We start from the raw sequence: 11759 nt of genomic DNA on the forward strand, positions 1-11759 counted from the left end.
GGCGGGGGCCGGGAAGAGCAGCGCTCAGGAGTTGAGGAAGGCGAGGACGGCCAGCACCCTGCGGTGCCCGGTGTCACTCGGTGGCAGGCCCAGCTTCGCGAACACGTTGCTGATGTGCTTGTGCACCGAGCGCTCCGTGATGAGCAGTGCCTTCGCGATCGACGCGTTGTCCTGGCCCTGCGCCATCAGGCCCAGGACCTCGTGCTCCCTGGGGGTGAGACCGTCCAGTGGATGGTCGCGGCGGCGCTGCATCAGCTCCGTCACCACCTCCGGATCCAGCGCGGTACCGCCCGCCGCCACCCGCTCCAACGCGTCGAGGAATTCGTCGACCCGGCCCACCCGGTCCTTCAGCAGATAGCCGACACCCCTGGCGCCGCCGCTGAGCAGCTCGGCGGCGTAGGTCTCCTCGACGTACTGGGACAGGACCAGGACCGGCAGGTCCGGCAGTTGCTCGCGGGCGGCGAGGGCCGCCCGCAGCCCCTCGTCACGGAAGGCCGGGGGCATCCGGACGTCCAGCACGGCGACGTCCGGACGGTGCTCCAGCAGCAGTGGCAGCACCTCCGGACCGGTGGAAGCCACGCCCACCACCTCGTGTCCCGAGGACGAGAGGAGCAGTTGCAGCCCCTCCCGCAGCAGGACGTTGTCCTCGGCGATCACTACCCGCACGGCGGTTCCCCTCGGAGACCTCTACTTCTGAACCTGAGTGGTCACCACGCGCACGGCAGTTCCACAGTGATCACAGTAGGGCCTCCCGCCGGGCTGGTGATGCCCACGGCTCCGTCGAGCGCCGCCACCCGGCGACGCAATCCGAGCAGCCCCGAGCCGTCACCGCCCGCCAGGGCCCCGCCGCGCCCCTCGTCGCGCACCGAGATGCGGAGCATCCCGGGCGACCGGTCCAGTTCCACCCGCGCCTGGTCGGACCCGCTGTGCTTGGCGGCGTTGGTCAGTGCCTCCGCCACCGCGAAGTACGCCGCCGCCTCGACCGCTGCGGGCGCGCGCGGCCCCTCCTCGATGCCGCCCGTCTCGACGTCGACGGCCATCCCGCTGCCCGCCGCCAGCGCACGGACGGCCCCCGCCAGTCCGCGGTCGGTCAGGATCGGCGGGTGGATGCCGCGCACGACATGGCGCAGTTCGGTCAGGGCGGTCTCGGCCTGGTCCTGCGCCTCCTCCAGCAGCCGCCGTCCGGTCGCCGGATCGGAGTCGTACGCCCGGCGGGCCAGGCCCAACCGCATCGAGAGCGCCACCAGGTGCGCCTGCGCCCCGTCGTGCAGGTCCCGCTCGATCCGGCGCAGTTCCGCGCCGTGGGCGGCCACCGCTCCCGCCCTGGTGACGGTCAGCTGCTCGATCCGGTCGGCCGTACCGGCGTCCGGAGAGGGTTGCAGCAGCAGGTGCGACCAGGACGCCTCCAGGTCGGCGAGCCGCCCGATCAGCGGTAGTAGCACCGCGTCCTTCCCGGCCGCGCCGCACCAGACGGCGTCGACCAACAGCGCGGGCACCCACAGCAGCAGCGCCGCGCTCATCAGCGCCATGCCGTAGACGAGGTCCGCGGCCATCCAGAACAGGTCGCGCGCCGTACCGGGATCAGCGGCCATCGTCCGCAGCCGCGCTGGCAGCGAGCCGGCCAGCGGCAGGTACGCCTCCGGCAGCGGTTCCCCGGTCCACGCGGAGGTGCGGCGGCGCTGGAAGCCCGCGAGCCGGCGCACCGTGAGTACGCCCTCGGGCAGCAGGCCGGCTCCGACCACGGTCACCGACAGGACCGCGGTGACCATCAGCACGCCGAGCAGCAGGTAGCAGGCGACGCTGACTCCCGCTCCGACCAGCAGCTGGACTGAAGCCTTTCCCGCTCTACGGGCCGGTTCGCGCATACGGATCAGGCTAAGCGACGCGCGCGGGGAGCGGGGTGTAGCGGGCTACACCATGGATCGGGGGGACTGCTCTGATGCGTGCGCCCGAGCGCCCGGGCAGAGTGGACGACGTAAGGGCAGCCCCCACCGAGGCTGCTGATCACATTTCCGCACAGGAGGCACCACCCCATGAAGGCCACGCTCTGGATCCTGCTCGTCATCGCCCTCGGCGCGGCCGTCTACCTCACCAACTTCTCCGACCTCAGCGGAAGCGCCGCGATCATCAGCCGCGCGGTGGCGGGCCTGGTCACCATCGCCACCGGAGTCGGCCTGTGGCTGGTGCGCGGCGAGAAGAACGCCTCCTAGCAGACCGCTGAAGACCCTGGATCGATCCGGGCCGTCCCTGTCAGGGGGCGGCCCGGATGTTCGTCTGTCAGGAGGTGCGATCAGCGGCCGCCTGGAGGAGCAGCTGCCGGCAACGGGTGAAACGGCTGCCACGTCGAAGCGGACGGCCATGATCGGCCCCGCCACGAGGACCGATCGACCGCACGCTCCGGGCACTCGGTTCGCCTACTGGGTGTGCCACTTCTGGTTGGGCTGGCCGTTGCAGTCCCAGATCTGCAGCTTGGTGCCGTTGCCGCCGCCGCCTTCGGCCGCCGCGTCCAGGCACTTGTTGGCCAGGACGCTCACCAGGTCGCCCTGCGGGGTGAGCACCCAGAGCTGGGCCTGGTCGCCGCTGCAGTTGGCCAGCTGGACGACGGTTCCGTTGGCGGTGTTGGCTCCCGCGACGTCCATGCACAGGTTCAGCGAGTTGATCGGCCCGCGGCGGTCCGGGGTGTTGCTCAGGTTGAAGATCCACTGCTGCCAGACGGCCTTGGTGCAGTCGCCCAGGATCAGCGGCTTGCCGTCCTTCCCGCCGTACGCCGCGCCGTCGGTCACCGTGACGCACCGGTTGGTCTGCTGGCCGATGATCTCGACGCCCGAGTTGGGCTGCGGCTGCGGCTGCGGTTGCGGCTGGGCCGGGGCGGGCTGCGGCTGGGCGGGGGCCGGCTGCTGAGCGGCGGCGGTCGTCTGGCGCGGGACCGGGGCGCCGCCTCCGCCGCCCGAGCCGGCGGGGGTCTGGGGCGCGGCCGGGGTCGGGGCGGCAACAGGGGCGGCCGGGGTCGGGACGACGGGGGCGGGCGGCGCGGCGGGTGCGGCGGAGGTGGGGGCCGGCAGCGCGGAGGCGGAGGTCGCCACGTCGACCGCGGTGGCCTGGGTGGAGACCGACGGCTGGTGGCCGAACCAGAGCGCGATGAAGGCCAGCAGGAGCGCCAGCCCGATGCTGGACAGGGCGGCGAGCCAGCCCGGCAGCACGCCGCGCTGGACGTACATGCCGTCCACCGCGATCGGGGTCTGGCCGGAGCGGCGCACCGCCAGGCTGTACGGCCGGTTCTGCTTGCGGCCGAACCAGATGACCTGACGCGGCTTCAGCTTGGCCCGCACGAAGGCCGCGCGGCCGGGCTCGATCTGGACGTTGGCGGGGTGGATCTCGTAGACGAGCTGGTCGCCGTTGTCGCTGGCGGTCAGCGAGGCGGTGAGCTGGGTGTTGCCGAGGTTGTCGATGGCCAGCTTGGGCCGGCCCCGGAAGCGGCCCTTGACGGTGTGCGGGACGAGCTCGGCCCGCACCTCGCTGAACGGCATGACGGTGACGTTGCCCTCGGGCACGGTGGTCGCGTCGGGGTACTCGGTGGAGATGATCTGGACCGCGTACGGGTTCGGGCCGGCGGCCGCGTCCGGGGTGCGCGGCGGCGCGATGGTGAGTTCGACGGAACCGGTGGTCCCCGGGTAGAGCCGGACGGTCGGCGGCTCCACGGTGATGTACGGGGCGAGCTCGCCGACCGGCATGAAGCGGTACTCGTCGACGACGTCGCTCGTGTTGCGCAGTCGCAGCCTCACGGTGGCGGTGCTACCGGGATCCACTGTGGTGGAGGCGGGTTCCAAGGAAGTCCAGATCACCCTGCAACGCTACGGCGCCGACGGGTTTCGGGACAGAGGACGAGGGGCAGAGCGCGGGTGCCCTAACGGCCCTGGTCCGGCGGTTGCGGACGGCCGCGCGCCGGAAGCGGACATCGCCACGGCGAGCCGCCCGAACCCTCCACAGGACCTCCGCCGGAGGGCGACCTGACCCTCCGTCACGCTCTGTCGCACCGTCAGGCCGCAACACCGCGCGATGGGCCCCGGTGGCCGCGAGCGGGCCGGCCGAGGCACTGCGGGTCGGCGCTCCGGGTCCCGGCACCGGCGAGCTGCCCCCGCAACCGGTCGGGGACGCAGGACTGCAGGTCAAGGCCCAAACCCTCGACGCGGGCAGCACCTGGCGGATCACGCCGGCCGGCAGTCCGGCCGCGGGCAGCGTGCGGATCCGCCGGGCGGTGGCGGGCGCGTCCGCGGAATACCGACGGTGACCACCGGGGCTGCGCTCGGCGGCCGGCAGCCCCTGCTCCTCGTGGTGGCGCAGCAGCCGCGGGCCGGCCGAGTCCTCACGGGAGGGCGTGCCGATGGTCGTGTGATCCGCGTCACAGGGCCTTGGATCGCGCATCCGCGGAACATCTCACCGATCCCCATGGCGCGTTCCCGGAACGCCGGCACCTCCCGGCACACCCGCGGGACAACCTCCCACCCCCAGCCGTGTGTTGCTGCCGGGCGCGGCGGGCGGCGGTCCGTAGGGTGGCCGGGATGTGGCACGACATGGTGAGCGTCGGCATCCCGTACGCCGAGAAGGCCATCCGCACCATCGCGGTCTACCTGGCGCTGGTGGTGCTGCTGCGGGTGGTCGGCAAGCGCGGGCTGGCCCAGCTGAACACCTTCGACCTGGTGGTCATGCTGCTGCTCTCCAACGTGGTGCAGAACGCGGTGATCGGCAACGACAACTCGCTGGTCGGCGGGCTCTTCGGGGCCGTGGTGCTGCTCGGCACCGATGCGCTGCTGGTCCGTCAGGCGGCCCGCTGGGGGTGGTTCGCCAAGCTGCTGGAGGGCACGCCGACGGTGCTGGGCCGGGGCGGCAGCTACGACCTGCGGGCGATCCGGCGCCAGGGCCTGCGCCGCGCCGACCTCGACCTCGCGGTGCACCACCAGGGCGGCGACAGCGTGGCCGAGACCGAGCTGATCGTGCTGGAGCCGGGCGGGCTGCTGCTGGTGAAGCTGAACCGAGGGGACCAGGTCGCCGACAAGGACGACGTGGCGGCGCTGCGCGAGCTCCTCCACCGCATCGAGAGCCGCCTGCCCGCCCGACCGTGACGCACACCCCCGCACCGCCCCTGACGTCTCAGTCCTGACGCCGCGCCACCAGGTAGCCGCGCCGGGTCGGCGCCTCCGCCGGGTACGGCTCGCGCTCCAGCCGCACCTCGACGGCGAACCCGGCCCGCTCCAGCTCCCCGGCCACGGTCGCCAGCCCGTGGTGGTGGAAGTCCACGGCCACCCGGTGCCCCCACCACTCGGTCAGCCGGACCACCTGGTCGCCCAGGTGGAAGGCGATCAGCGCCCGGCCGCCCGGCCGGAGCACCCGGTGCAGCTCGGCGAAGGCGCCGCCCAGCTCGTCGGCCGTCAGGTGGATCACCGAGTAGAGCACCACGGCCGCGCCGAACTCCCCGTCGGCGGCGGGCAGCCCGCACAGGTCGCCGACCCGGAACTCCGCCGCCGGGTGCGCCGCCCCGGCCAGCTCGACCATCGCGGGCGAGAGGTCCACCCCGACCACCCGGGCGCCCGCCGCGGCCAGCCACCCGGCCACGTGCCCCGGCCCGCACCCGAGGTCGGCGACCGGCGCCCCGGGCTCCGCCTGCTCCAGCAGTGCGCCCAGCAGCGCCCGGTCCAGCGGCTTGCCGGCCAGCTCACCGCCGATCCGCCGCCGGTACTCCTCGGCCACCGTGTCGTAGCCCTGCCGTGTCCGCTCGCGCTGTTCCCCCGTCATGGGCTCAGCCTCCCACGGCGGCGCACCGTGTCACACCCGCCGCCCCCGCGCTGTCCGTTGGGTACGGGGCCGCCGCCGGGCGGCCGGATCGGAGGACGAGGACGATGCGGGTGGCAGTGGCGGGCGGCACCGGGTTGACCGGGCGTCAGGTGGTCGCGGCGTTGACGGCGGCCGGGCACCAGGCGGTGGTGCTGGCCCGGAGCACCGGCGTGGACCTGGTGGCCGGCACCGGAGCGCAGGCGGCCCTGGCGGGCTGCGCGGCGGTGATCGACGTGACCGACGTCAGGACCCTGCGGCGGGAGGTGTCGGTGGAGTTCTTCGGCGCGGTCAGCCGCACCCTGCTGGCCGCCGGGCGGCGGGCCGGTGTGCGGCACCACGTGGCGCTGTCGATCGTCGGGATCGACCGGGCGGACCTGGCCTACTACGCCGGCAAGCGCCGCCAGGAGGCCGAGGTGCGGGCCGGCGGCGTGCCCTGGACGGTGCTGCGGACCACCCAGTTCCACGAGTTCGCCGAGCGGTTCCTGCCGCCCCGAGGCCTGCCGGTGGCCCTCGCGCCGCGGATGCTCAGCCAGCCCGTGGCGGTGTCCGAGGTGGCCGCCGAGCTGGTCCGCCTCGCCGTCGGGGAGCCGCTCGGTCCGGCCCCGGAGCTGGCCGGACCGGAGCGGCTCTGGGTGCCGGACATGGTGCGCCGGCTGGCCCGGGCCCGGGGGCGGCGCTGCCCGGTGCTGCCGGTGCCGTTCCCGGGCGCCGCGGGCCGGGCGATGACGGGCGGCGGGCTGCTGCCCGCCGCCCCGGGTCCGCGCGGGGTTCAGACCTTCGCCGAATGGCTGGCCTGACGGTCCGTCACGGGTAGGAGGTGACGGTGGACGGCGTGGTCGAAGTGCCTGAGGTGGCCGCGCCGGTGCCGTTCACCACGTGGTTGAACTGCCCGTCGCCGCCCAGCGAGACCACCAGGGCGTCGTGCAGCTTCACGTTCGGGGTGTCGGGCACCTCGAAGCCGTGGTCCACCCGGATGGTCGGGTCCACGTCGAAGTAGCAGTAGCTGCCGACGCCCCAGGCCTCGTGGGTGGTCACGCCGTCGTCCACCTTGTAGGCCGCGTAGCCGAGCGTCGAACCGTTCTGGATCGCGGCCTGGTCGGGCGCGTCGTAGGCGATCTCGTTCTGGAAGAAGATCGTCCGGCCGCGTTCGCCGCTCCACTCGACGTCGTACTTCTCGAAGTGCTCGACGAACAGGCCGGTGGCCAGCACGTCGTCGCCGTGCACTTCGAGGCCGTAGTCGGCCGGGTTGACGGTCCAGCCGACACCGGTGCCGTGGTCGGCCCGCCAGATCCAGGTGTGGTCGATCAGGGTGTTGTTCGCGTCCACCTCGACCGCGGTCTGTGCCGCGCCGGGACCGGCGCCGCCGATCCGGACGAAGACGTCCTGCATGCTGGTCGGGTCGGCGCTGTGGTCGGCGCCCGCCCCCGGTTGGCCGATCCGCAGCAGCACCGGCGAGGAGACCGGGCCCGCGTCGATCAGCAGGCCGGCCAGCCGGACGCCGTCCACGTCGGCGGTCCGCAGGGCGGTGACCCCGTTGTCCGGGACGATGGTGGCCAGGCCCAGGCCGAGCACCACGGTGTCCGGGCGGGTCACGTCGATCGTCTGGTCCACGTGGTAGACGCCCGGGGTGAACAGCAGGTTGAGGCCCTGGGCCAGCGCCTGGTTGATCGTCTCGGCGGTGGCGCCCGGCTTCACCACGTAGAACTGGCTCAGCGGCAGCGAACTGCCCGGGGTGGTGGCCCCGTTGGCCCAGGACGGGCCGCTCGCAGCGGTGCGCGCCGTGGGCACGAAGACCTGGTAGCCACCGCTCTGGTCCAGGTACAGGTACGGCTTCTCGCGCGACTCGGGCGTGGTCGCCAAGGTGGTGTAGGGCGGGTTCGGGAAGGACTGCGCGGGCGCGCCGTTGACGCCGGAGAACACCTGGTTCCAGACGCCGTTGGAGAAGCCGCCGATCGTGCTGTCCCGGGTGTACCACTGCTGCTGCGAGTAGTTGCCGACGCTGCCGTCCACCTGGCTGTCGGCGATGTACCCGCCGGAGGCCCAACCGTAGCCGGTGGGCGAGAGGTTGAGGCCGCCCTCGATGTGCATCCGGCGCAGCGGCGCGGCCTGGGCGGCGGCCCACCGGTCGGTGCCGCTGGACGGCCTGACGGCCAGGTTCTCGGCCGAGCGCCAGAAGTTCTGGGTGGCGTTGCCGTTGTTCCAGCCGGCGTCCACGGTGACGTCGCCGTTGAGCTGGGTGTCGTCGGGGTTCAGGCCGAGGCCGGCGACCGAGGTGTAGAAGCCGATGTTGGCGTTCAGGCCGTTGTAGGTGCCGGGCTTGAAGAACAGCGCGTACCGGCCGGTGCCGAACTGGGCGCTCTGCTGCTGGTTGAAGACGCTGTCCAGGCTGGCCTGGATCGAGCTGCTGCTCATCGAGGGGTCGTAGACCAGCACGTTCGGGCCCAGATCGCCGCCGCCCTGCACCGGGGGGACGCCGGAGCCGCCGGTGTGCACGGCGAACTCCCAGAGCGAGTAGCCCCATTGGGTGGCGCGCTGGGTGCCGTAGAGCCGGATGTAGCGGCCGCTGCCGGAGACGTTCAGGGTCTCGGTGCCGCCGGCGCCGCTGGTGGTGGCGTAGACGGTGGTCCAGGTGGTGCCGTCCTCGGAGGTCTGGATCTGGTAGGCCTTGGCGTAGGCGGCCTCCCAGGTGAGCACCACCTGGCAGATCTGCTGGTCGCTGCCGAGGTCCACCTGGAGCCACTGCGGGTCGCTGAAGGCGCTGGACCAGCGGGTGCCGGGGTCGCCGTCGACCGCGGCGGAGGCGGGGAAGGCGGCGCTCTCGGTGGAGGAGGCGGTGGCGGGGCGGCCCTGGGCCGCGTCGGTGGTGCCGCAACTGCTGCTGGCGGCAGGTGCCTTGGGGGTGCCGGGCGCGGCGCCGGCCGCGCTGGCCGAGCCGGCGGGGAGGGCGAGCGCGGCCGCGCAGAGCACGGCCAGTCCGAGCCTCAGGGCCGGGCCGCGTCGTCCGGCCGTGGCCCCGGTGCGTGCTGAAGTGAGCCTCACGGGCTTCTCCTGCGGTGGGGGGTGGGGGCGAGGGTGCGAAGGGGGGCCGAGGGTGTGGTGATGGCACCGCCCCATAACTTCATGGCGTGATTTAACGAGTGAGAAAAGAGCCCGTCAACCCCCCGCGCACTGTTTCGCACACCGTCAACTCGCCTGCCGGGCCCCCCTCCCCGTCTTGGGCAGGGTCCCGCCGGAGTCCAGGAAGCGGCTCAGCGGCAGGGTCGCCGCGCCGGTGGTCACGGCCTCCGGGCCGAGCTCGCCGAGCAGGATCGCGGTCTGCTCCCGGGGGAAGCTCAGCGCGTACCGGGTGGCCGCCTCCCGCACCGCGGGCAGCAGGTACGGGCCGAGCAGCAGGCCGGCCCAGCCGCCGATCACGATCCGCTCAGGGTTGAACAGGTTGATCAGGTCGGCGATCGCCGCCCCCAGGTACTCGGCGGCCTCGTTCAGCAGGTCGATCGCGGAGAGGTCGCCCTGCTGAGCCGCCGTCAGCAGGGCGGCGATGCCCGCCTGCTCGCCACCCGGCGCGCGCCGGCCCCAGCGCTCCACCAACGCCTCGGCCCCGACGTAGGCCTCCAGGCAGCCGCGCGCACCGCACCGGCACAGCCGCCCGCCCACGTGCACCTTGGTGTGCCCCCACTCCCCCGCGCTGCTGGTCGCGCCGCGGAACCGGGCCCCGTCGGCGATCACACAGGCGCCCACCCCGGAGCCGAACAGCGCCACCACCGCGTGCCGCGCACCGCGCCCGGCGCCGAACCACATCTCCGCCTGCCCGAGCGTCTTGGCGCCGTTGTCCACGTGCAGCGGCAGCCCGGTGCCGGCCCGCAGCAGCCGGCCCAGCGGCACCGCCGACCAGCCGACCGTCGGCCCGTGCACCACCGCCCCCGCACCGTCCGGCTCGCCCCGCTCGACCACGCCGGGCACCCCGACGCCGACCCCGAGCACCGCGGACTCGGCCACCCCGGTGGCGGCCAGCACCTCGGCCAGCCCGGCCAGGATCAGCTGCGCCACGTGCTCGGCGTCGTGCCCGCGGTCGGCCAACAGGTGGTCGGCGGCGGCGAGTTCCCGCAGTGCCAGGTCGAAGAGCGCGACCCGGACCCGGGTCTCGCCGACGTCCACCCCGACCAGGTGGCCGGCTCCGGGCGCGACCCGGAGCAGGATCCGCGGGCGACCGCCGTCCGACTCCACCGACCCGCACTCCTCGACCAGCCCGTCCGCCAGCAGTTCGCCGACCACGTTGCTGATCGAGCCCGCACTCAGACCGCTGCGCGGCCCCAACTCCTGGCGGCTCAGCGGCCCGCCGAAGTAGAGGTGGCGCAGCAGCGTGGCCCGGCTCCCCCGGCGCAGGTCGCGGACGGTCTGCCGATTCTGCTCTGCCATGGTGTTTCTCCCTCCTGGGTGCTCATCCTGCCGTGCGCGAAGTCTTGACGCCAGGTTTTCTCACACGTTAAATCACGCCATGAAGTTACCGGGGGACGCCCCGGAACACCTCGCGACACCCCACCCTCACCCCTCGCGCCACCATCCCCGAGACCCACTCCGCCCGTGCCCGAGAGGGGCCGTCACACATGCGCACCCAGCGACCCGCCGCCCTCCCCATGGCCGCCGGCATCGCCCTGGCCACCGCCCTCACCCTGACCACCACCGCCTGCGGCGGCGGCTCGACCACCGCGGGCTCCGACTCCAGCCCGAAGACCCTCACCTACTGGGCCTCCAACCAGGGCACCAGCCTGGACAACGACAAGCAGGTGCTGGAGCCCGAACTGAAGAAGTTCGAGCAGCAGACCGGCATCAAGGTCGACCTCGAAGTGATCCCGTGGTCCGACCTGCTCAACCGGATCCTCGCCGCCACCGCCTCCGGCCAGGGACCGGACGTGCTGAACATCGGCAACACCTGGTCCGCCTCCCTGCAGGCCACCGGCGCCCTGCTCCCCTTCGACCAGGCCGCCTTCGCCCGGATCGGCGGCAAGGACCGCTTCCTGCCCGCCGCCGTCGCCTCGGCCGGCGCGGTCGGCAAGGACCCGGCGGCCGTGCCGCTCTACTCGATGGCCTACGGCCTCTACTACGACAAGACGCTCTTCCAGGCCGCCGGCATCGCCAACCCGCCCACCACCTGGGACGAGCTGGTGGCCGACGGCAAGAAGCTCACCACCGGCTCGCAGTACGGCCTGGCGATCGAGGGCGGCAACGTCTCGGAGAACGTGCACAACGCCTTCATGCTCGGCCTGCAGCACGGCACCGGCTTCTACGACACCTCCGGCAAGCCGCAGTTCGACAGCCCCCAAGCGGTCGCCGCGGTCAAGCAGTACGTGGACTTCATCGCCGCCGACAAGATCGCCGCCCCGGGCGACGCCGAGTACGCCGCCAACCAGTCGGTCACCGACTTCGCCACCGGCAAGGCCGCCATGCTGATGTGGCAGGCCGCGGGCCCGAGCCTGAAGTCGCACGGCATGAACCCGGACGACTACGGCGTCGCCTCGATCCCCGTCCCGGCCGGCGCCACCGGCAGCCAGGCCACCACCTCGATGGTGGCGGGCATCAACCTCGCCGTCTTCAAGAACACCCACAACCTCGACGGCGCCCTGGACTTCGTGAAGTTCATGACCGGCGACGACGAGCAGAAGATCCTCAACTCCAGCTACGGCAGCCTGCCGCCGGTGAGGAGCGTGGAGGCCGACCCGGCCTTCGCCACCCCGGAGTTGAAGACCCTGGCCGGCGTGCTGCAGAACAGCGCCGCACCACTGCCCCAGGTGGCGAGCGAGAGCCAGTTCGAGACCCTGGTCGGCACCGCCGTGAAGAACCTGCTGGCGGCGGCCGCCGCCGGACAGCCCGTCACCGACGCCACGGTCAAGTCCGAACTGACCAAGGCCCAGCAGCAGATGCCGGCCGGCTGA

Annotated in this window: 11 protein-coding genes; 4 read left to right on the top strand and 7 right to left on the bottom strand. The window is 73.1% G+C overall.

Annotation, left to right across the window (positions count from 1 at the left end):
* Positions 1 to 24: 24 nt before the first annotated feature.
* Positions 25 to 666 (bottom strand): response regulator transcription factor, encoded by a 642-nt coding sequence (locus tag FHX73_RS09895; RefSeq protein WP_145904650.1) that lies wholly within the window; start codon positions 664 to 666, stop codon positions 25 to 27.
* A 41-nt stretch (positions 667 to 707) separates the two neighbouring features.
* Complete coding sequence (locus FHX73_RS09900) at positions 708 to 1865, bottom strand: sensor histidine kinase (protein ID WP_145904651.1); 1158 nt, start codon at positions 1863 to 1865, stop codon at positions 708 to 710.
* Between the two features lie 168 nt (positions 1866 to 2033).
* On the opposite strand from FHX73_RS09900, the gene FHX73_RS44570 reads away from it, so the two are divergent.
* The gene (locus FHX73_RS44570) at positions 2034 to 2210 is read left to right on the top strand and encodes a hypothetical protein (RefSeq protein WP_170304882.1); all 177 of its coding nucleotides are present in this window, start codon (positions 2034 to 2036) and stop codon (positions 2208 to 2210) included.
* Positions 2211 to 2414: 204 nt separating this feature from the next.
* On the opposite strand, the gene FHX73_RS09905 is transcribed toward FHX73_RS44570, so the two are convergent.
* Positions 2415 to 3782, bottom strand: a complete 1368-nt coding sequence (locus FHX73_RS09905; protein ID WP_246213443.1) for an RICIN domain-containing protein — start codon at positions 3780 to 3782, stop codon at positions 2415 to 2417.
* A 10-nt stretch (positions 3783 to 3792) separates the two neighbouring features.
* Positions 3793 to 4422 (bottom strand): MerR family transcriptional regulator, encoded by a 630-nt coding sequence (locus tag FHX73_RS09910; RefSeq protein WP_145904652.1) that lies wholly within the window; start codon positions 4420 to 4422, stop codon positions 3793 to 3795.
* A gap of 137 nt (positions 4423 to 4559) precedes the next feature.
* On the opposite strand from FHX73_RS09910, the gene FHX73_RS09915 reads away from it, so the two are divergent.
* Positions 4560 to 5120: a DUF421 domain-containing protein gene (locus FHX73_RS09915; protein WP_145904653.1), complete on the top strand. Its 561-nt coding sequence runs from the start codon at positions 4560 to 4562 to the stop codon at positions 5118 to 5120.
* Between the two features lie 28 nt (positions 5121 to 5148).
* Here FHX73_RS09915 and FHX73_RS09920 read toward each other — a convergent pair whose 3' ends face one another.
* Positions 5149 to 5790, bottom strand: coding sequence for a class I SAM-dependent methyltransferase (locus FHX73_RS09920; protein WP_145904654.1), 642 nt, complete (start codon positions 5788 to 5790; stop codon positions 5149 to 5151).
* A 104-nt stretch (positions 5791 to 5894) separates the two neighbouring features.
* Here FHX73_RS09920 and FHX73_RS09925 point away from each other — a divergent pair, with 104 nt between their 5' ends.
* Positions 5895 to 6626 carry an SDR family oxidoreductase gene (locus tag FHX73_RS09925; RefSeq protein WP_145904655.1) on the top strand — a complete coding sequence of 244 codons (732 nt, stop codon included), beginning with the start codon at positions 5895 to 5897 and terminating at the stop codon, positions 6624 to 6626.
* Between the two features lie 7 nt (positions 6627 to 6633).
* Here the strand turns inward: FHX73_RS09925 and FHX73_RS09930 are convergent, their stop codons facing one another.
* Positions 6634 to 8943: a discoidin domain-containing protein gene (locus FHX73_RS09930; protein ID WP_145904656.1), complete on the bottom strand. Its 2310-nt coding sequence runs from the start codon at positions 8941 to 8943 to the stop codon at positions 6634 to 6636.
* A gap of 69 nt (positions 8944 to 9012) precedes the next feature.
* A complete protein-coding gene (locus FHX73_RS09935) occupies positions 9013 to 10245 on the bottom strand; it encodes an ROK family transcriptional regulator (protein ID WP_145904657.1) in 1233 nt (410 codons plus the stop codon).
* 188 nt (positions 10246 to 10433) lie between these two features.
* On the opposite strand from FHX73_RS09935, the gene FHX73_RS09940 reads away from it, so the two are divergent.
* Complete coding sequence (locus FHX73_RS09940) at positions 10434 to 11759, top strand: ABC transporter substrate-binding protein (RefSeq protein ID WP_145904658.1); 1326 nt, start codon at positions 10434 to 10436, stop codon at positions 11757 to 11759.

Origin of the sequence: Kitasatospora viridis, from assembly GCF_007829815.1 — a bacterium.
Lineage (GTDB): Bacteria > Actinomycetota > Actinomycetes > Streptomycetales > Streptomycetaceae > Kitasatospora > Kitasatospora viridis.

Coding starts and splice junctions, on each gene's coding strand:
- FHX73_RS09900 (WP_145904651.1), bottom strand. CDS start 1,865: ATGCGCGAACCGGCCCGTAGAGCGGGAAAGGCTTCAGTCCAGCTGCTG.
- FHX73_RS44570 (WP_170304882.1), top strand. CDS start 2,034: ATGAAGGCCACGCTCTGGATCCTGCTCGTCATCGCCCTCGGCGCGGCC.
- FHX73_RS09910 (WP_145904652.1), bottom strand. CDS start 4,422: ATGCGCGATCCAAGGCCCTGTGACGCGGATCACACGACCATCGGCACG.
- FHX73_RS09915 (WP_145904653.1), top strand. CDS start 4,560: ATGTGGCACGACATGGTGAGCGTCGGCATCCCGTACGCCGAGAAGGCC.
- FHX73_RS09920 (WP_145904654.1), bottom strand. CDS start 5,790: ATGACGGGGGAACAGCGCGAGCGGACACGGCAGGGCTACGACACGGTG.
- FHX73_RS09925 (WP_145904655.1), top strand. CDS start 5,895: ATGCGGGTGGCAGTGGCGGGCGGCACCGGGTTGACCGGGCGTCAGGTG.
- FHX73_RS09930 (WP_145904656.1), bottom strand. CDS start 8,943: ATGGGGCGGTGCCATCACCACACCCTCGGCCCCCCTTCGCACCCTCGC.
- FHX73_RS09935 (WP_145904657.1), bottom strand. CDS start 10,245: ATGGCAGAGCAGAATCGGCAGACCGTCCGCGACCTGCGCCGGGGGAGC.
- FHX73_RS09940 (WP_145904658.1), top strand. CDS start 10,434: ATGCGCACCCAGCGACCCGCCGCCCTCCCCATGGCCGCCGGCATCGCC.